Source organism: Paenibacillus oenotherae, from assembly GCF_019443105.1.
In the GTDB taxonomy this organism is placed as follows: Bacteria; Bacillota; Bacilli; order Paenibacillales; family Paenibacillaceae; genus Paenibacillus_Z; species Paenibacillus_Z oenotherae.
The window spans coordinates 52,348-72,800 of record NZ_JAHZIJ010000017.1 but is presented as its reverse complement, the minus strand read 5'-3'; the positions used below and the strand labels follow the sequence as shown (position 1 = coordinate 72,800).

At 49.5% G+C, this 20,453-nt stretch carries 20 protein-coding genes; 19 read left to right on the top strand and 1 reads right to left on the bottom strand.

Annotated elements, in window-relative coordinates:
- The first annotated feature begins 15 nt into the window (after positions 1–15).
- The 8 genes from K0T92_RS19350 (at position 16) to K0T92_RS19315 (ending at position 8,603) form a co-directional block, all read left to right on the top strand.
- On the top strand, positions 16–1,497 hold the full coding sequence (locus tag K0T92_RS19350) for a stalk domain-containing protein (RefSeq protein WP_219874126.1): 1,482 nt from the start codon (positions 16–18) through the stop codon (positions 1,495–1,497).
- Between the two features lie 83 nt (positions 1,498–1,580).
- Positions 1,581–2,501 carry an FTR1 family iron permease gene (locus K0T92_RS19345; RefSeq protein ID WP_219874125.1) on the top strand — a complete coding sequence of 307 codons (921 nt, stop codon included), beginning with the start codon at positions 1,581–1,583 and terminating at the stop codon, positions 2,499–2,501.
- A gap of 100 nt (positions 2,502–2,601) precedes the next feature.
- Entirely contained in the window at positions 2,602–3,366 is a 765-nt protein-coding gene (locus K0T92_RS19340; protein WP_219874124.1) for a Rossmann-fold NAD(P)-binding domain-containing protein, read from the top strand.
- 123 nt (positions 3,367–3,489) lie between these two features.
- On the top strand, positions 3,490–4,188 hold the full coding sequence (locus K0T92_RS19335) for a response regulator transcription factor (RefSeq protein ID WP_343223744.1): 699 nt from the start codon (positions 3,490–3,492) through the stop codon (positions 4,186–4,188).
- A 2-nt stretch (positions 4,189–4,190) separates the two neighbouring features.
- Entirely contained in the window at positions 4,191–5,648 is a 1,458-nt protein-coding gene (locus K0T92_RS19330) for a HAMP domain-containing sensor histidine kinase (protein ID WP_246628281.1), read from the top strand.
- Positions 5,641–6,729 (top strand): Fe(3+) ABC transporter substrate-binding protein, encoded by a 1,089-nt coding sequence (locus K0T92_RS19325; protein WP_219874121.1) that lies wholly within the window; start codon positions 5,641–5,643, stop codon positions 6,727–6,729. The genes K0T92_RS19330 and K0T92_RS19325 overlap by 8 nt, the downstream gene beginning before the upstream one ends.
- A 733-nt stretch (positions 6,730–7,462) precedes the next feature.
- Positions 7,463–7,924, top strand: a complete 462-nt coding sequence (locus K0T92_RS19320; RefSeq protein ID WP_219874120.1) for a flavodoxin — start codon at positions 7,463–7,465, stop codon at positions 7,922–7,924.
- Entirely contained in the window at positions 7,911–8,603 is a 693-nt protein-coding gene (locus K0T92_RS19315) for a hypothetical protein (RefSeq protein ID WP_219874119.1), read from the top strand. Before K0T92_RS19320 ends, K0T92_RS19315 begins: the two co-directional genes overlap by 14 nt.
- Before the next feature lie 620 nt (positions 8,604–9,223).
- On the opposite strand, the gene K0T92_RS19310 is transcribed toward K0T92_RS19315, so the two are convergent.
- Entirely contained in the window at positions 9,224–10,195 is a 972-nt protein-coding gene (locus tag K0T92_RS19310; protein WP_219874118.1) for an aldo/keto reductase, read from the bottom strand.
- Positions 10,196–10,521: 326 nt separating this feature from the next.
- Between K0T92_RS19310 and K0T92_RS19305 the strand changes: the two genes are divergently transcribed.
- From K0T92_RS19305 to K0T92_RS19255, 11 genes are all read left to right on the top strand, one after another.
- Positions 10,522–11,121, top strand: coding sequence for a TerD family protein (locus K0T92_RS19305; protein ID WP_219874117.1), 600 nt, complete (start codon positions 10,522–10,524; stop codon positions 11,119–11,121).
- A 29-nt stretch (positions 11,122–11,150) separates the two neighbouring features.
- Positions 11,151–11,732, top strand: coding sequence for a TerD family protein (locus K0T92_RS19300; protein WP_219874116.1), 582 nt, complete (start codon positions 11,151–11,153; stop codon positions 11,730–11,732).
- A 62-nt stretch (positions 11,733–11,794) separates the two neighbouring features.
- Entirely contained in the window at positions 11,795–11,947 is a 153-nt protein-coding gene (locus K0T92_RS19295) for a TerD family protein (RefSeq protein WP_219874115.1), read from the top strand.
- A gap of 19 nt (positions 11,948–11,966) precedes the next feature.
- The gene (locus tag K0T92_RS19290; RefSeq protein ID WP_219874114.1) at positions 11,967–12,548 is read left to right on the top strand and encodes a TerD family protein; all 582 of its coding nucleotides are present in this window, start codon (positions 11,967–11,969) and stop codon (positions 12,546–12,548) included.
- A gap of 72 nt (positions 12,549–12,620) precedes the next feature.
- The gene (locus K0T92_RS19285) at positions 12,621–13,919 is read left to right on the top strand and encodes a TerD family protein (protein ID WP_219874113.1); all 1,299 of its coding nucleotides are present in this window, start codon (positions 12,621–12,623) and stop codon (positions 13,917–13,919) included.
- Positions 13,920–13,946: 27 nt separating this feature from the next.
- Positions 13,947–14,726 (top strand): TerC family protein, encoded by a 780-nt coding sequence (locus K0T92_RS19280; RefSeq protein WP_219874112.1) that lies wholly within the window; start codon positions 13,947–13,949, stop codon positions 14,724–14,726.
- Between the two features lie 183 nt (positions 14,727–14,909).
- Positions 14,910–16,052 carry an HpcH/HpaI aldolase/citrate lyase family protein gene (locus K0T92_RS19275; RefSeq protein WP_219874163.1) on the top strand — a complete coding sequence of 381 codons (1,143 nt, stop codon included), beginning with the start codon at positions 14,910–14,912 and terminating at the stop codon, positions 16,050–16,052.
- Entirely contained in the window at positions 15,997–17,382 is a 1,386-nt protein-coding gene (locus tag K0T92_RS19270; RefSeq protein WP_246628278.1) for a phosphoribosyltransferase family protein, read from the top strand. The genes K0T92_RS19275 and K0T92_RS19270 overlap by 56 nt, the downstream gene beginning before the upstream one ends.
- Positions 17,383–17,547: 165 nt before the next feature.
- On the top strand, positions 17,548–18,273 hold the full coding sequence (locus K0T92_RS19265; RefSeq protein ID WP_219874111.1) for a hypothetical protein: 726 nt from the start codon (positions 17,548–17,550) through the stop codon (positions 18,271–18,273).
- Positions 18,274–18,464: 191 nt separating this feature from the next.
- On the top strand, positions 18,465–19,562 hold the full coding sequence (locus K0T92_RS19260; protein ID WP_219874110.1) for a toxic anion resistance protein: 1,098 nt from the start codon (positions 18,465–18,467) through the stop codon (positions 19,560–19,562).
- A 256-nt stretch (positions 19,563–19,818) separates the two neighbouring features.
- A complete protein-coding gene (locus K0T92_RS19255) occupies positions 19,819–20,394 on the top strand; it encodes a hypothetical protein (protein ID WP_219874109.1) in 576 nt (191 codons plus the stop codon).
- Positions 20,395–20,453 lie beyond the last annotated feature (59 nt).

Here is a 20,453-nt window from a genome sequence, read left to right as displayed (position 1 = left end):
TTAGGAGAGATGAAAATGCGTAAATTATTTTCCCTTGTCATGAGTCTAACGTTAGTACTTACTTCCATAATCACTGCGGCTTCCGCAGCTAGCGCAGCGTCGAAATTCAACATTACGGAAGACGCGGCAATCGCGGCCCAAATTAAAGGTTTTGCTGATATCAAAGCTTTGTTTACGGACAAGACGGATCTCAAAGCAGTCAAAGATCTGTATACAAATCAGTTCCAAACTGACGTGAAACGAATCGATGCAGCAATCAAGCCAGACGATCCTAAGATCGATGAGAATATTTCCTTCGTGCTGGACAACGCCATTAAAGGCACGCTTCAAGTGGGCCAAGCGAAACAAGCGATCGACAAAGGCCTCCAATGGTACTTCTACTTCAGCATGCGCGACTTGATCAACAACAAGATTAAGCCCGCGCTGGCAAGCAGTGATTTCGCAACGGCAAAGACCGAATTCAACAAAGTCATTCAAATCTATGAAGGCGTTATTCAACCTACGGTAGCTAAACGCGATGCATCCTATGGGTTTGATATGGTGGGCATTCTGACAGGAACGATCGAACAACTGCAAGCTGATCTCGAAGCGAAAAATATCAATGATTACAACGTACACCGCCAAGTGCTGGACAAAACGATTATTAAAACCTATGCGCTTGCAACGATGACGTACGCGACGAATATACCTGCGAAGCCAGTCGCTGACCAGCCGACTGCCGTAACGGAAGGCTATTTCCTCTTCCTCCCTGTGTATACATACCTGAGAGGCGGCAGCGTAGAAGATGCCAACTACATTCTGAGCGCCTTCGCATCGGGAGACGCAAGCCAAATCGATAAAGACAAAATCCAGGCCGCTATGCAGCGGACGATGATCGGCAAAGTATCGGAATACGTAGCGAACGCTCTGAAGAAATTGGCTGATGGCGAACTGCAAGGAGCACGCGGCTACGCAATGGAGGGCAATATGTTCTTGTCCACGCAGGAAGCGTTCCTCTCGAAGGAAGACTACGCGCAAGCGGCTGCTTACGCGCTTGAGTTCGCTAACGCGATTGACCAGTCGGATCTGGCGAAAGCCAAGTCTGCTTCCTTCAAAATGCTGAAGTATCTGGTTATCAAAGATGGTACGCAAGTTAAGGTCAATGATAAAGCGTATACGGTCGATGGGCAGCTCCGTACGGCAGTAAGCGCTCCATACATCAATAAAGCAACTTCCCGTACACTGGTGCCTGTACGCCTGATCGCGGACGCCATTCATGCTGAAGTGAGCTACGACAATAAGACGAAGACGGTAACGATCGTGAAGGACGGCAAGAAAACCGAGCTGATGGTGGACTCCGATTCGATCGTGCAAGACGGCAAGCCAAGCGACACATTGAAGCTGGATCAGCCGGTCGTTGTGAACAACGGCAGCTCATTCATTCCGCTTCGCGCAGTTGCAGAGTTGTTCGGCAACGGCGTGTTCTACGACAAGAACGAAATCATCATTTTACGTTAATCGGTTCCACTACGGAGGACGCCTACGCGCAAGCGCAGGTGTCTTCCGTACGTATTGCTATATGGAAGAATGGAGGCTAAAGTATGAATGTACAATCTTTTCTGATTACGTTTCGCGAGGCGCTTGAAGCGATATTGATCGTCGGCGTCATCATGACGTATCTCAAGCGGATCGGCCAAACGCAATGGAACAAGTACGTATGGATCGGCGTCGTTCTCGCCCTGGCAGCAAGCTACGGAACGGCACTGCTGTTCCAGACGGTGTTGACCGGCTTCTCCATGATGGGCAGCCAGAACTATCTCAAGATCGGCATTATGCTGGTATCCTGTGTTCTGCTGGCCCACATGGTATTGTTTATGAGCCAGCAGAGCCGCAATATACAGGGTGCTGTCGAGCAAAAAATAGCCGCGATTCTTACCGTCGGCGGCGCATTGAATATGATTATCCATTCCTTCCTCGTCGTTGTGAGGGAAGGGGTGGAGACCGTGTTTTTCTTCGCGGCCATTACGGGAGGCGACATCCAGTTAGCTCTGCAAAGCTGGGGAGCCTTATTCGGGCTCGTATTAGCTTTCGTTGTCGGCATCCTGTTTTTCAAAGGAACGAAGCGAATTCAATTGAAAACCTTCTTTCGAATCACCAGTATTTTTCTCACGATGATCGCAGCGGGACTTCTTGTCCAGGCTGTCGGGATCATGCAGGATATTGGCATAATGGGGTCGATGTTCCGAACGCCTGGCGGCGAGATCGGCGAGATCTACAACCTTACGGCGATCATGCCTGAGCATCCGCTGGACGAAGAACAGTATTTGCGCGATAGCGGAGAGCATACGCTGATCAACGGACAAGTCGGTATTTTCTTCAAAGCCTTTCTAGGTTATACGCATAACCCTTCTCTCGAAGAATTTATTCTCTATTGGGCATTCTATTTTGTAATCATGGTTCTGCTTGGTGTGCAGAAGAAACGCCATGCGACTTTGAAGGCCAGCACAGCGCATATAAGTTGAACTAGAGAAAGAACAACAGCGATCGTAAGAACATCCCCCTAAGCAGCAGCCTGGAAGTTCCTTTCAATCGTCAACTTATAATAGAAGGAGCGTGAATCGCTTGAAAATCGGAATTATCGGCTTCGGCCATGTCGGCAAAGCGATGTATAAACAATTTCCCGATGCGGTGATTTATGACGGGCCCTTGGGGATCGGCAGCCGGGGGGAAGTATCCTCCTGTGATGCCGCATTTGTATGCGTGCCTACGCCGGAAGCGGCGGATGGCAGCTGCGACACGTCGCAAGTCGAAGAGGTGCTCTCATGGCTGGATGCATCCGTCATTGTCATCCGATCCACGGTTCCGGTCGGGTTCACGGACGGCCAGATTGAAGCGACAGGCAAGCGGATCGTGTTTCAGCCTGAGTATTACGGAGAGACAACGGCGCATCCTTTTGCCGACCTCTCGGCTAGAAGCTGGCTGACGCTAGGCGGTTCGAGCGAGGATGCGCATCTTGCGGTGAGAGCATATCAAAGCGTATGCAACGCAGAAGTGAAATTCGTATTTACAGAAGCCAGAACCGCCGAATTGGCCAAGTATATGGAAAATTGCTTTTTGGCGATGAAGGTAGCCTTTTGCAACGAGTTCTATGATGTGGCGCAAGCCTTCGATGTTGATTATTCCAGGTTGAGGGAAGTGTGGCTGGAAGATCCGCGAATTGGCAGAAGCCATACCTTCGTCTATGAGAACAATCGAGGTTTCGGCGGGAAGTGCCTGCCTAAAGATTTGAATGCCATTCTCCATCAAGCAGAAGGGGCAGGCATAAACGTAGACCTGCTGCAAGCGCTCCGGCAAAGAAACGAGCAGTGGATGAAAAACAAGGATTGATCAGCGCAGCATTATCAGCTATAGTAATGATAATCATTTTCATTTAGATGGTGAAAATTGCCGTAATTAGTTTGCAGACGACAGAATAAAGTAATGCTTATCCTTGCGGGGGGAAAAGTGAACGTGAAGAAAGTGTTGCTCATCGAAGACGAGAAAAACATGTCGAAATTTATTCAGCTGGAACTCCAGCGCGAGTCTTTCTCCGTCACCATTGCTGCAGAAGGCAACACAGGGCTTCAGTATGCGTTGGCGGAAGAGTGGGATGTCATTCTGCTCGATATTATGCTGCCTGGATTGGATGGTCTTGAGATATGCCGGCGGGTTCGCGCGTCGAAGAAGTGTACGCCGATCATCATGCTCAGCGCCAGAGACAGCGTATCGGAGCGGATCAATGGCCTGGATTGCGGTGCGGACGATTATTTGCCGAAGCCATTCGCCATTGAAGAGCTGCTGGCACGGATGAGGGTCGTATTCCGAAGACAGCAAGGGGCGACCGTGCACATGGAGCATGAGATGGATCGGCTGCCTCTCATGTCCTATCTGGATTTGAGCCTGGATCCGAATACGAGAATAGTAAGCAGAGCGGGGTTGCCGATCGAATTGACCAAGCGCGAATATGCGCTGCTTCAGATGTTTCTGAGCAACACGAACCGTGTGCTGGATCGCGAAACGCTCCTGGATCAGGTATGGGGCTTCGAGGCGGCGGTCGATACGAATGTGGTGGATGTGTATGTTAGATATTTGCGGCGCAAGATCGATTATCCCGGCGAGTCCAGTTACATACAAACGATGAGAGGCATTGGATACGTGATGAGAAAATGAGCTTGAAAAGCTGGACGGGCTCCTTCCTGAGAATGCCCATTAAGTTCAAGCTGACCCTGTGGTCAACCTTGTTCATTATGGTGTTGTTTGTCGGATATAACGCATTGCAGTACATCATTATGGAACAGTGGATCATTCATCGCGAGAAGCGGAATATGGAGCACAGCATGAATGCGATTCTGAACTATTTTCTCGAAGAGGAAGCGGATTTAACGACCAAGAACTTGGGGAATATTAGGCAGTATCTTAATAAAATGAATCGAGACGATCAACGGATCCGCATTCTTGGAGCCGATAATAAACCTATCCTTACAATCGCCAACAACATGCCGGATAACGGGAATGAATATCAGGCGAAAGCGCGAAATGAGATCGAGCTTTACAGGCAGGACAGCTCTTCCCTGTTAATCATGCAGCGTCCGATTACGATATTCGAGTTTAACGGCTCGGTCGAAATTGTCAAAAGCCTGGCCCAATATGAGGATCTGCGAAAGACGATATCGCGAGCCATGCTTTACTTTATGCTGGGCGCGATTGCGTTCAGCCTGCTGGTAGGCTGGCTGCTTGCCCGCAATCTGCTTAAACCGCTGCAGGCAATGGCGCTGACCATGCGAAGTATTCAGAATAAAGGGATGCAGGAGAGAATGCAGCCAGCTTCGAATGGGGATGAAATTGCCACCTTGATGAAGATTTTTAACGACATGATGGACAAGGTGGAAGATTCGTTCCAACAGCAGCGCAGATTCGTCGAGGATGCCTCCCACGAGCTGCGAACGCCGGTCGCGATTATCGAAGGCCATTTGGCGCTGCTGCGGAGATGGGGGAGGGAAGATCCGGTTATTCTTAGCGAGTCGCTTGATGCTTCTCTTGAAGAGTTTGTACGGTTAAAGCGGCTTGTAATGGAATTGCTGGCCTTATCCCGCGCCGAGCAGGATATTCACGCCTTCGAAGCCTTATTGAAGAATCCGGCGGCCGTCATTAGAAGAATCATTGACCGCTTTGCGCTGATTCATCCGGAATTCACCCTGGATATCGATGTTGATCGCGTGGATGGAACGATCTTGATGATTTCCAATGAGCATTTGGAGCAAATATTGCTGATTCTGCTCGATAATGCAATCAAGTACTCCTTGGAGCGTAAGGTGATAACTGTTCAAGCTTATTCAAGCGGGAACCAGGTTGATATCGCGATCACGGATTATGGCATGGGTGTTCCTGCCAAGGATTTGCCGTATATTACAGACCGGTTCTATCGTGTAGATAAAGCAAGGAGCCGTGAATTAGGCGGCAATGGGCTAGGGCTCGCCATCGCCAAGCGATTAATAGAGCGTTATCAGGGGACGCTTGCCTTCCAGTCCGAGGAGAACGCAGGGACGACCGCAACGATAAGTTTGCCTTGTATCCGGGAGGACGCGAAACCGGGAGATGGAGAGGACGGAGGGGTGGTTAGGAATGGTTAACAAGCTAGCAATCATGATCATCTTTCTCTCCGTCTTCTGTGCGGCATGCGGGTTTGGAGGAAGCGGCGGGAATAGTCAAAGCCAGGATGGGAAGGACGCTGCAATCAAGCGTGATGCGGACGGCGATGGTGGCGCTATAACCGTCTATACGTCCAGGCATTATGAAGCGGATTCCGCCTTGTTCGAGTCTTTCACGAAGCTTACCGGCATCAAGGTCAATGAAATCAAAGGCACGGCAGAGGAATTGGAAGCACGGATCAAGCGGGACGGAGAGGATTCTGATGCAGATCTGTTCTTTACCGTGGATGGAGGCGTACTAAACAATGCCAAGCGCGAGGGCATTCTGCAGCCGCTGCGTTCTGACCGTATTGACCGGCAAGTGCCTGCCAAATGGCGCGATTCGAACGATTATTGGATCGGTATTACGACACGGGCGCGGGTTATCGTGTATGCGAAGGATCGTGTAAAGCCCAAGGAGCTATCGACATACGAGAGCTTAACCGAGGAGAAGTGGAAGGGCAAAGTACTCATTCGATCGTATTCCAATTTATATAACCAGTCGCTGCTTGCTTCTTTTATAGCTATAAATGGAGAGAAACAAGCAGAAGCGTGGGCCCGCGGAATGGTCAGCAACTTCGCGCGGACGCCCGAGGGCGGGGACCGCGATCAAGCGAAAGCCATTGCTGACGGCATAGGCGACGTGGCGGTCATCAATACGTATTACATGGGACAGCTTGCTGGCTCTAACGATTCGGAGGATGCGCGAATTGCGGCAGAGCTGGGCGTGTTCTTTCCGAATCAGGAAACGACAGGAACGCATGTCAACATTAGCGGAATCGGACTAGCCCGTTATTCGAAGAACAGAGAGAATGCACTGCGGCTGGTCGAATATATGACGAGCAAGGAAGGCCAGACGGTGCTGGTGAAGCAGAGCTATGAATTTCCGGTTAATGAAGAGGCTGAAGTGCCGGATTCTATCAAATTGTGGGGGGCCTTCAAGTCTCAGCAGCTGGACTTCGCGAATCTTGAACGATATCGGCAGAAGGCGATTGATATTTTCAAAAGAGCAGGCTGGACGTAAGAGGTTGTTCAGCATTTCTTGTGTCATGCAGGGCAAGTCCCCAAAGTGAACTCTATAAAGTCAGGCAACATTCCTGTTAGGCAGCCTGTTAGGGGCGCCAGAGGACGATCTGTCATTCAAACGCCGAGCCGGGACATGCGAGATAGGCGATAGGAGATTCGAGATTCGAGATACGAGCCAGGCGAAACTTGCCAGACGGCAGCTTTTTCCTCATTCTGGCCTGACAAAGGTGAAATTCCTGCCAGGGTGCAGGCACTTCACCTTAGTTTCCTTTTATCGGCCAATTTCCTCTCAAATTCATGCGCAATCGCAGGATTTCTACCATATAAGGCGTCTTGAAACTGAAATTCATGCACATTCGCAGGCTTGCGCACTTTCGGTTTGGCGGCTGATTGAGCCGGAGAGTGTGTTTGGTCAACTGAAGAACAAGCGGGGATGCCAGCGTTTCCTGCTGCGTGGCTTACCCTAAGCAAGCTTAGAGGGCGAGTGGTTTTCGCTTGTCCATAACCTGTGCAGTAGTGGGCGTGCATGAACCAAGAAGCGCGAGTGGCAGGGGCCCGCTGCCCCTGGTCACTCGCGCTTTTAACTAATCTCGAATAATCTTGCTTATAGGACAGCCCTCTAGGTTGAATGTTTCCAACATTTATATTGACATTGATAATCATTATCACTTAAACTGATTGTAATTGATATTCATTATCAGTGGCTCATATGAAATGGAGGAATGACAGGAATGTCTGAAATAATTATTGTTTTTGCCAGCATGACGGGAAATACGGAGACGATGGCCGATGCGATCGCCGAGGGAGTTCGGTCGCAGGGAATCGAGCCGGTTGTGAAATTCGTGATGGATACGAATGCCGCAGAGCTGGTGAACTACGAAGGGATAATATTAGGCGCATATACATGGGGAGATGGGGAACTGCCGGATGAGTTCCTCGAATTCTACGAAGAGATGAACAGCATTGACCTGTCGGGCCGCCGTTCTGCGGTGTTCGGCTCTGCCGATTCCTCCTATGCCCTATATGGAGCTGCTGTTGATATATTGCTGGAGAAGCTTAAAGAGCTTGGTGCCGAGAATGTGCTTGAGGGAATGAAGATCGAGCTGAACCCTTCCTCGGAAGAAGAAGAGGCGCTCAGAGACTTCGGCCGCCAATTTGCATCTGCTGTGAAGGGTGTCCATGCGGCTAATTGAAGATTATAAGCTGGAGGAGCTGCTGCGCTACCCGTACCGCTACGGCAGTGGTCAGGGAAAGCCCCGGCGGCAGTATGACGTGAACTGGAAGCAGCTCGCCCAATATGCCGTCAGCTACGTAATCGAAGACTTCTATCGTCTGCCGCCAAACAGTCGAACTATCGACCGGTTGAAGGGGCTGATCGAGAACAGATGGACGAACAGGGGCTATAAATTCGATTCCAGCCACCACTTCGCACAAGTAAAAAGCGCCGTGACGGCTAACCTGGTGAAGATTCTGGCCCAGGGGGAGCGCAGGGAACTCCAGCCCATTATATCGTTCGAGCAGTGGGGGACGTATATTCCGGCTCTTGATTTGAATTTGACCATGATTCTTCAGACCGTGTTCCCTGAAGCGGGCTCAGCGGACGGACGTGCTTATTCGATCCAGAAATATATGGTTGACGCAGATGAAGAGGTTATTCATGCTTTCCGCCATATGGCGGCTGTCTTCGGCCAAAGCGCGTTCGGCAGAGCCCCGGAGCGTATAGATGTCATCTCCATGCTGGACGGCAAGCAGTATCGTTTCTGCCCGGATGAGAGATCGCTGGAACAGTCCGTTGACTTCCTGCGGCTTATCCGCGTAGTTGCAGCAGAATCAGAGAGTGACGGGTACTCGCATGTCCCTATGGTTATGTGAGGCGCGGAAGAACATGCAAAGGTAAAGGACAGATATGGCCTATGCGGGGCAGTGCAATTAAAGAAATGGGGCTGTCCAGAAAGTCCTTGTTGGAAATCTCAGCTCCCGCTTGAAGAAGCTTTACAATGCAATGCTTGCGATCATGGGATTGTTGGCGCACTCCTCGGCAGAGGACGATCCATCATTCAAACGGCTAGACAAGCGAGATGCCAGCAGACGAAACATGCGAAACCGCAGTTTTTTCCTCGTTTCTGACCCCATGAAGGTGAAATTCCTGCCAGATTGCAGGCACTTCACCTTCGTTTCCCCATAACGTTCGATTTGTTCTAAAATTCATGTATGATCGCAGGAATTTTACCATTGTGGCGTCTTGTAACCGAAATTCATGCACATTCGCAGGTTTTTTACTCCGTCACTCTGCCTTCAAAATGCTTGGAGAATGGGTTGCCCCAGAACGTTGTTTGATGATTTCAGAGTCCCCACTATGAGTCCCCTATATAATGAAAAAGATGCTTCCAGTCCCACCTTTAGTGGTTTTTGGAGGCATCTTCTTCCATCATTTGGGACTGGTTCATTGAATATTGGACTTACTGGACATCCCTTTTGGGGGTGTACAAGAACTAAGGCATTCTAGCTCCGCGGGAGCTTGTATACAGCGCATACCATTCTTCGCGTGTCAGACGCAAAGTTGCGGCATCCTTGCAAGCACGGATACGTGCCGGGTTAATGGTGCCGATAACGGGCTGTATGCCTGCGGGATGGCGCATAAGCCATGACAGCACGATGGATTCTGCTGTTGTTCCTTTCTCTTCGGCAAGCTGCCTGACGAGCGCTGCTGTTTGGACGACAGCTTCGCTTTGACCGTCCAATGCTTTGCCGGAGAACAGCCCCTGGGCAAGAGGACTCCATGATTGGAGCTGGATGTTCTCTTGGCGGCAATGCTCAAGCGTTCCTTCCGGGAACACATTGTTTCTTGCGATCTCTTGATTGACGGATATTCCAGTATCCACGAATCCTGTCTTGAGCAGACTCATCTCCAGTTGATTCACGATGAACGGCTCGTCGCTGTATGCTTGAAGCAGCTTGATCTGGCCTGCGCTCATGTTGGACACACCGAACCAGCGCACCTTGCCTGAGGCTTTCAGTTCGTGGATCGCGCTGGCGACCTCCTCCGGCTCAACGAGCGGATCAGGGCGATGCAGCAGCAGGAAGTCGATATATTCAACGCCAAGCCGCTCCAGAATGCCATCAACACTGCTTATAATATATGGCTTGGAAAAATCGTAACGCTGCGGATTATGCTCGTCTGCCAGACGTATGCCGCATTTGGATTGAATCAGAATCTTGGAGCGAAGCTCCGGGCGCTCCTGCAGCACCTTGCCGAATACCTTCTCAGCCTTGCCATACGTGTAGATGTCCGCGTGATCGAACATATTGATTCCAATTTCCAGCGCCGTATCTACAGCCTCATGACCTTCCTTATAATGAGCGGCCGTCAACGGGCTCTGGTCCCAGCCTCCGCCAAGCCGCATGGATCCTAATACAAGCTGACTAGCGGGAATTCCTCTGTCCTGAAGCGGGAACGGTTTCATTCATGCAACCTCCGTCGAATGGATTTATATCTCTGTTCCATTATAGAGGCTGTCCGTACAATATTAAAAGTAGTGAAATGAATGGAATCTAATACGGCTTTGTATACATACTTACTTGAAATATAGTGGTTCATTTCGACATTATTATGTATATTATATCCATACGACAAAAAACAATGGGGCCGGAATATTTTATTGAAACCTTGATTCCATGCATGACGTATACCTAGGTAGCAAGTAGAGCATTTTGTAGTTTGCGGTAAGTGAGTCGCTAGGCTTATACTAGTACTAGAACCAACTACTGTAAACGAAGGGAGGTGTAATCTGTGGGAATCAGTCTCGTTAAGGGCCAGAAGGTCGATCTTACAAAAGGTAATGCAGGGCTTACCCGTATTACGGTTGGACTTGGATGGGATCCGGCGGAAGTGGAGACGAAGGGCTTCTTCGGCAAGAAGAAATCTGCGGTGAACATTGACTGTGACGCTTCTGCGCTCCTTTTGGATGCGAACAGCAAAATTACTAAAGAAAAGAACCTCGTGTGCTTTCATAACCTGAAGAGCCCATGCGGGTCCGTTGTTCATACCGGCGACAATCTGACAGGTGAAGGCGATGGTGACGACGAGCAAATCAATATTGATTTGCAGAGCGTGCCGGCTGATGTGGAGCGAGTGCTTATGGCGGTCAACATTTACGACTGCGAGAATCGCAAGCAAGACTTCGGCATGATCAAATCCGCTTACATTCGAGTCTTGAATCCGGCGAACAACTCGGAACTGATCCGCTTTAATCTGACGGATAACTATTCCGGCATGACAGCATTAATCGTCGGGGAAATTTACCGGCATAACGGCGAGTGGAAATTTAGCGCTATCGGCGAGGGAGCACATGCGGCTCATATCAACATCCTTGCGCGCCGATATACGTAATTTATATAACCTATAAGGAGTGTTAATCAATGGCAATCAGTTTGCAAAAAGGTCAGAAAATCGATTTGACGAAAACAAATCCAGGTTTGAGCAAAGTAATCGTTGGTCTTGGCTGGGATACAAACAAATATGATGGCGGACATGCATTCGACCTGGATGCTTCCGTATTCTGCGTTAGCGCTACCGGTAAAGTAGGCAGCGATAAAGATTTTATTTTCTACAACAACACCCAGAACTCTAACGGTTCGGTCGTACATACAGGCGACAACCGTACAGGCGAAGGTGATGGCGACGATGAGCAAGTAAAGGTTGATCTCTCCGCAGTGCCTGCTGAGACTGACAAAATCGCATTCGCGATTACGATTCATGATGCGGATTCCCGCAGCCAGAACTTCGGACAAGTATCCAACGCTTTCGTTCGTATCGTGAACGAAGCAACGAACGAAGAGCTTGTGCGCTATGATCTTGGAGAGGACTTCTCCGTTGAGACTGCAGTTGTCGTTGGCGAGCTTTACCGCAATGGCAGCGAATGGAAATTCAACGCGATCGGCAGCGGCTTTAAGGATGGTCTTGGAGGACTTGCTCGCGATTACGGACTTTCCGTTTCCTAATGCAGCTAAGGCCGCCGCTTGCGGCGGTCTTCATTCTTTTTACTGCAAGGGGGCGTGTGCAGGTGCAAGACGATCAATTGGCGAAGAGATATCAGGTGGATTTGACGAAGCCGAATCCCGGAGTATCGTCTGCTATCGCAGGATATGGCTCGGATGCAGCCAGGTATGACGGTGGAACGGGATTCGACTTCGACGCGAAGTGCAAGGACAACTAATTGAGGGCGAGGGATGCGTGTGAGTATTAACCTGTCGAAAGGACAACGTATTGATCTGACCAAATCTAACCCGGGCTTAACCAAGGTAATTGTCGGCTTGGGTTGGGATACGAACCGTTACTCTGGCGGGCATGCATTTGACCTTGATGCAAGCGCATTTCTGCTGCATGGTGATGGACGGGCGAAAGGAATTGAGGATTTCGTCTTCTATAATAACTTGACGGCTGGCAATGGCTCGGTTACGCATACGGGCGATAACCGTGACGGTGAAGGCGACGGCGACGATGAGCAGATTAAAGTGGACTTCTCCAAAGTGCCTGCTCAGACGGAGCGCATTGGCATCACCGTTACGATTCATGATGCTGCTGCACGCAATCAAAATTTCGGACAAGTAAGCAATGCGTTCGTTCGTATTGTTGATGAGACGACGAACCGCGAAATTCTGCGCTACGATCTGGGCGAGGATTTCTCGGTCGAGACTGCGGTTGTTGTGTGCGAGCTGTATCGTCACGGTGCGGACTGGAAGTTCCAGGCGGTAGGCTCCGGATTCTCCGGCGGTCTTCGTGCGCTGTGCCAGAACTACGGTCTTGATGTGCAATAGCTGCGTCCTGGCGGCTGGGATGCGGATTCGCCCAGCCTCTCTGCTCCATACTAAACAAAAAGGGTGACTGACGTGTCCGTTAGTATGATAAAAGGTCAGAAAGCCGATATTACGAAAAACAACGCTTCCTTGACATCATTGGTCATTGGCATGGGCTGGCGTAATACGGGACAGATTGAGCTTGACTTCTCTGCATTCATTATCGGTGGTAATGGCAAGGTAACTCGTGATGAGGATTTGATTTTTTACGGTAATCCGTCAGGTGCAAGCGGCGCTGTCTCGATCAATGCCAACAAGCAGGCTTATGCCGGTGTGACTGACAATGAGCAGTTGGCTGTGCAGCTTCGCAACATACCGCCGCAATACGAACGTGTTGCACTGACGCTAACTGTATATGAAGGAGAACAGCGCAAGCAGAGCTTCTCCTCTGTTCAGGATTGTTACCTTCGGATTATGGATGGCAGTACAGGCAGCGAAGTCATCCGATTCAACCTCGAAAGCTCCTTCTCCGTCGAGACCGCTATTGTCGTGGGAGAGTTATATAGACATAACGGGGAGTGGAAATTCTCAGCCATCGCATCCGGATTCTCCGGCGGCCTTGCTGATCTCTGCAGGAACTACGGTATTGAGGTCAAAGCGGATGCCCCGTCACCGCCGTCATCGAACCCTGCTCCTCCTCCGGCACCTGTCGTTCAGCCGCCTAAGGTCCAGAATAGTCCACCGCCGGCGCCGCCAGCTCCACCGGTGTCTACGCCGCCAGCGGGCAATCCGGTTAATTTGAACAAGATCGAGCTTAAGAAGCGCGGGGATTCCATCAATCTGCAGAAGAACGGGCCTCTTGGAGAGATTCTCATTAATCTGAACTGGAATCAGACTACTCAGAAGAAAGGGTGGTTTGGCGGCAGCAGCGGTGTTGATCTGGATCTGGCCTGCCTCTATGAGCTTAAGAATGGAGATAAGGGCGTTGTCCAGGCGCTTGGCGAGGCGTTCGGCAATTTCCAGCGTGCTCCATATGTAGAGCTGGATGGCGATGACCGCACAGGCTCGGTCAAGTCAGGAGAGAACATTCGCATCAACGGCAACAAGCTGTCGGAGATTAAGCGCCTGCTGGTATTCACCTTCATCTATCAGGGTGCAACCAATTGGTCGGAGGCCGATGGTGTCGTGACCTTGAAGCAAAGCGGGGGACCTGATATTATCGTAAGAATGGACGAGCATAACAACCGTAAAGGTATGTGTGCGATCGCTTTGATCAAGAATGTGAATGACCAGACCTTCAGCATAGAACGTCTCGTACAATTCTACTCCGGTCACCGCGAGCTGGACGAGGCCTATAACTGGGGTTTAAGATGGAAAGCAGGCTCAAAATAATCGGCATTTATTTGGAGGAGTCGCAACATGTCAGAGTTTTTCGATAGTCTAATTAACAATTTCAGCAATTTCTTTAGCTGGGATGCCATCGTGGCAACGATGAGCGACCCGGTAAGCTGGGGAATCATTGGTACGCTTGTTATTCTTGAGGGCTTGTTGTCTGCGGACAACGCGCTCGTGCTTGCTGTCATGGTTCGCCACTTGCCTAAAGAACAGCAGAAGAAGGCATTGTTCTACGGATTGCTTGGTGCGTATGTGTTCCGCTTCATAGCAATTGGGGTAGGTACATATCTTGTCCAGATCGATTGGATCAAGATTGCCGGAGGTCTCTACCTGCTATGGATCGCACTAAGCAATCTGTTCGATCTGGAATTCAAGCTGTACAAGAAGGTCATTCCATACATCGGCCGCAAAGGCAGTGATGAGGAAGGCGAGATCGAGAATAAAGGCTATGGCTTCTGGCGTACGGTACTGGCAGTTGAAGTGATGGATATCGCCTTCAGTATCGATAGCGTACTTGCTGCATTCGGTGTCAGCGATCAGGTATGGGTACTGTTCGTCGGCGGATTGCTCGGAGTATTGATGATGCGTGGAGTCGCCCAAGTATTCCTCAGACTCATCGAGCGCTACCCTGAGCTTGAGAAAGCGGCGTTCATCCTTATTATCGTTATCGGCGGTAAAATGATCGGCGGCGTATTCGGCCTTCATATCTCGCATGTATGGTTCTTCTCGCTCTTGATTGCCATCTTCGTGGGTACAATGATCTTTAGTACAATCCGTAGAAAACGCGGATCTCAATCAGCTTAATAATGGCCTGCTTTGAATAATGTCCCTCCTGTAATGGAGGGATATTTTTTAAACGGGTATAATGAAAAATATATAGATGATCACATGGCTGGGAGAAGTCGAAGAGAGTAGGAGGCGAACCTATTGCGCTATTTTAACTATTTGACAGCTGAGGAAGAGAAGAGTTTGTTTCATTTGTCTCCGATGTCTTTTGACAACTGCTCTGATAAAGAAATGCTGGCTCATGCAGTCGGCGCTGCTTTATATATGCCTGCAACCCGTCAGACAATAGCGGAAGACATATTGATGGGGAAGATTGAAGGGCTCGTCTCCATGGTCATTGATCTTGAGGATGCTATCGGTGATTATCAGATTGATATTGCGGAAGATTCGCTCGTTCAGCAGCTGTTTCGGATTGCCTCTTATATTGAGAACGGACTAATGAGTTTGCATCAATTACCGCTTATTTTTATCCGTGTTCGTACACCAGAGCAGCTGATGCGCATCATAGACAAGCTGGAAGAGAGCCTGGAGCTGATTACCGGCTTTGTATTTCCTAAATTTTCGGCGCACAGCGGTGTTCGTTATTTTGAAATTATTGATCAGTATAACCGTAACCAAGCCAATAATCGTCCGGTTTTATACGGAATGCCAATATTAGAAACTTCGGATGTGATTTTCAAAGAGTCGCGTTTAAGCGCTTTGCTAGGCATCAAATCGGTTCTGGATCTGTATGAGGATTATGTGTTGAATATCCGGATTGGAGCAACCGATTTTTCCAGCTTGTTCGGCCTTCGGCGCAGCGCGGATATGACGATCTACGATATCGGCCCCATTCGGGACTGTATGGCGGATATCGTTAACCTGTTCGGCAGAATGCCGGAAGGCCATGTTATTTCGGGTCCGGTATGGGAATATTTCAAGAGCGACCGCGTGTTCAAATCCCAGCTCAGAGAGTCGCCCTTCAAAGAAACGATGGGCCCCATGGGACGCAAGGTGCGCAAGGAGTTTATTAACGGATATATGGACGGCCTGCTCAGAGAGGTAGTTCTGGACAAGGAGAACGGCATCATTGGCAAGACGATTATTCATCCTACCCATATCAAGCCTGTCCAATGCCTGTATGCCGTTACGCATGAGGAGTACATGGATGCAACGACGATTCTTGCGAATAACAACGGATATCTCGGCGTTCTTAAGAGCCAGTATGCGAATAAAATGAATGAAATCAAGCCGCATCTAAATTGGGCGAAGCGGATTCTTATCCGTTCAAAAATATACGGGGTGTTACATGAACAGCATAACTTCACAAGCCTTCTCACACAATCCGAAGAAGTATACGTATAACATAGCTGGCGATCTGGAAGTAACGATTACTGTGCAGCGCAATCCTTTCGCATTGCCGCTGGATACGTTGTTCGCAATGGCGGCGCGAATGAATAAGAAACGCAGCTTTCTGTTCGTCAGCAAGGTGCTTGGCAAGCATATACCAGTTAATCCGCATGTGTCGCTGCTGGCTGGAGCGGCGCTGGGGGTTCTGTATGCGGAACTGCTCGGCAAGAGATGCGAGGTAAGCATAGATGAGCTTGTGCAGGCGTTCACAGAGCCTGAAACTGCCGTGAATATTTATAGTCGTTTGATGGCGCAGCGGGTCGTTCTGGACAAGCCGACGACATTCATCGGGTTCGCCGAGACGGCGACCGCGCTAGGGCACAGCATGTACGATCTGTTCGCGGGCCGGACAAAGTTTCTGCATACGACACGGGAAATCATCAACGAGCTCGAGTCGGTCATCAGCTTTGAAGAGGAGCATTCCCATGCGACATCGCATCGCTGCTATGCGGTCGATCCCGAATTGTTCCAGGATGACGCGCCGATTGTTCTCGTAGATGATGAGATGACAACGGGGAAGACAGCGCTCAATATTATTCGGGAGCTTCATGCATCATATCCAAGGCAAACCTATGTAGTCGCTAGCCTTCTCGACTGGCGGTCAGCAGCAGACAGAGCGAAGTTCGTAGAGCTCGAACAGGAGCTGGGCATAGCGATTCCATGCCTCTCGCTTCTTGAGGGAAGCATCGAAGTAACTGGGCAGCCTGTACTGTCCGAGAGAGAGCAGGCAAGCCAGCATACGACATCTACCGCTGTTGTGAAGACAATTGAACTTGGTGCTGAGTTTGAACATAGAATTGTGACTTCGACGACTCCGGATGGATTCCTTAATGATAAGCCATACCTGGCAGGCACAGGCAGATTCGGACTATTGCAATCGGACAATCTCCGCCTGGAAGAGAACTGCACAGCAGCGGCTTCTATACTTAGGCAGGAGAGGCAGGGAGAGCGGACGCTTTGTCTTGGGACGGGCGAGTTTATGTTCGTGCCGATGCGCATCGCTTCACTGATGGGAGAGGGCGTCTTGTATCAATCCACGACGCGGAGCCCGGTTCATCCCGTCAAGCAAACGGATTATGCCATTCAATCGGCGTATTCGTATCCATCGCTGGATGATCCTGCTGTAACCAACTACTTGTATAATGTGCAGCATGGGATGTATGACGATGTGTTTATTTTTATCGAAAGGGAAGTCCGTAATGAGCGGATCGAGCCGCTGCTTCGAATAGTTAAAGGACTTGGTTTTGTACAAGTTAATCTTGTTATGTTCACTTCCCAGCCGTAGAAGGGCCTCTGTATAAAGCAACTGGACTGGCCTGTGCAAGAATAGGGGAAGGGGCTGGCAGTTGAAGGGCGCAGACTTTCCTTATTTGTCTCCAAAGAGTATGATGAGGGAAAGTGTCGCTGTATAATAGATGCTATCGATCACGTAGTGAGGGAGGGCTTGCTTGTGCAATTTCGGACAAGAAGTGTATTCTTATATGGATTAATTGGTTATCTGGTCGGATTAGTAACCTATAATATTTTGCCTCCATTCATTACGATGGCGATTCCAATGATTGCTTTAGTTGCGGGAGCCCTTCGTTCCAAACGAAAAGACAGGGAGCTGCCTCCATCATCACAGCCTTTAACAATACTGCCGCCGGGCGTACCGGCGCCTTCAGCAGTTCCAGCTCCAACCGCAGGTTCGCCTTCAGCGGCATTGAACTTGGGTGCCCATTCCAGATCGCCTAAGCAACCAGCGCAGCAAGCAGAATCTGCTGCACCGCCTATGGATGAGGGAATGCGTGAAATGGTGGAGTATATCGCGTTGATCGAGGAAATGATTATTTCTGAAGGGCAGAAGAATAATCTCGATGATGAGATTGTGGAGAAGTCGCTGTCGCTGCTTGCGCGTATTCATCGGGTTATCCCACAGCTTGTCGAGCTGGGGAATGCCGATATTAATCATAATATGAAACGGCTGGTGCTTCGGGATTTGAATGGCTTCGTCACTCCGTTCTTGAAGCTGCGCGGTGACATGAAGCGCCAGAATCGGCGCATTCTGCTGGATGGTCTGAAGGATATCAACTCCAAAATCAATGCATATGTAGAGACGCTGGAGCAGAAGGATCTTGTGGAGCTGCAGACGAAAGCAGATATCATTCATCAGCGCTACAGCACAAGGCAGTTCTAGCGGAGCAGAGTCAGGCAGGGCCACGCAAAAACTAAGATTACGCTTACGAAGCAGTTTTTGCTTGTCTCTGCTATCGCAGAGTCAGGCAGAGCCACGCAAAAACTAAGATTATGCTTACGAAGCAGTTTTTGCTTGTCTCTGCTATCGCAGAGTCAGGCAGGGCCACGCAAAAACTTTTAGGAGGGGAAAGCATGTCAACACAACAGATTCAGCTGAAGGAAGCCGATTTGGTTAAGGTTGAGAAGGAAGCGAGTGATCTGCTTACGAAAGTGTCCGCTACTGAGGATACTTTCCAGCTCGATAGTCTAATGGACGAGATCGGCAAGCTGGGGCAGAAGACACAGGAGAAGGCAGGCCAATCGCTCAAAATGCTGGAACGTCCGGTCTCCGAGCTGATGTCCGGCAAACGCTCCGAGGTGTCGGGCAGTATACTCAAGCTCCGCAATGAAGTGGAAAGCTTGAGCCAAAGCAAGCAGCTCGGATTCTTCGATAAGCTTCTGCGCAAGAGCCCGATCAAAAATTACATCTACAAATATCAATCCGTTAAAACAAATGTTGAAGCGATAACGGGTTCTCTGCGCCACGGTAAGGATACGCTCGTAGAGAATATTGTATACATGAAAAATTTAAAGAAAATGTCGGTCGATGAAATTTATAATCTTCAGCAGCGCATTACGCTAGGCAATAAGCTCAAGGAAATGTTCGAACAGGAAATCGCCAAGTCCGATCCGCAGCGCAAGGCGCATCTTGAGCGCGGGCTCCGCAAGGTGGTAACGCGCATCCAATCAATGACTGAGATGATCATGCTGTACCACCAGGCTATCGCAGCATCAGACATTATTAATGATAACAATGACAAGCTGATTGACGCAGTGGACAGCACGATTGATAAGACGCAGCATCTGATCACCGTATCTGCAATGATTTCATTGGCCTTGCAGGATCAGGTCGAAACCATTAATGCCGTCAATTCGGCGAACAAAACGCTGCAGGATCAGTTCACGGAGAATGCCCGCCTGCTTCGTCAGACGACGGAGACGACTACCGACCTGCTCTCCAAGCCGTCCATGTCCATGGAAGCTATCAATCAAGCGATCGGCGACTTGACCGCAGCGATGGATTTGTACGAGCAGTCCAACCGCAAAATCATTCAGAACGCAACCGAATATACGACCCATATGACAAAAATCAATACAGGGCTCAAGGAACGCCTCGGACTTGAGCCTGCATCGAAGGGTGCTCTGAACCAATCCTCATCATCCAATGAGACAAGCTCCTTGCTGGACTAGCACAATATTCTGGAGGCCCGTCTAGTTGCATACGACAAGCTGCCACACCATACAATAGATTAATTTTATTGGAGTGGGGTGGTCACTATGGTTGGTGCGCTATCGGCTGCCGGTCTAATAATAGTTCTTATTCTAGTGGCGAGCTATGAGAAGGCAAGCTCTATCATGCAGCGATAGAAGCATGGCTATTCCTTTTTTGCCCAATCTGTTTTAATATAAGAGGATAGTGCTCTTCTAACGGGTTGGAGGTCAGAATATGCTGGATTTTGAATTTGAAATCATTGATGAGAATACGATTAATCTTCGTTATCAGTATGGCGGAGAATGGTTGACGTTCAACCTGTTCCTAAGAGAAGGGGACTGGATTCTCCATCCGTTCCAAGGCATATTGCTCCAGAACCGTGAAATGTGCAGACTCGTCGTAACCGAATTGCTGCAGAACAAAACCTTCCATATGATGCTGGCTAAACAACATATTCCGTTATCGTCTGTTCGTTCATCTGTGGACTTAGGTCAGCCGGCAGCTCCTGCTTATGATAGCGGAGACCGAGGTGATCGTGGAGATCGCAGAAGGAATCAGCCTCAGGATGAGATTTCGGATTTTATTCAAGAGCATTCGCTGGAATCGATCGTTGAACTGGAGCTGGAATTGCTCGGTCGCAGAAAAGCGCTTTATTCTGAGATTCTTCAGCGCATGTTTATGGATGGGGTTAATCCGTCTGATGAAGAATTTATGGCAATCCAGAATATCGTTCGTATCTACTCTGACGCAATGAATCGTCTCTCCGGCGACAGCGAGAGTTCCAATCAGGACAGCAGGCGAAGATGGTGAAGAAACGTAACCTTATATAGGTGCGTTTCTTTTTTTTCTGTTATAATAGATGTATAGCT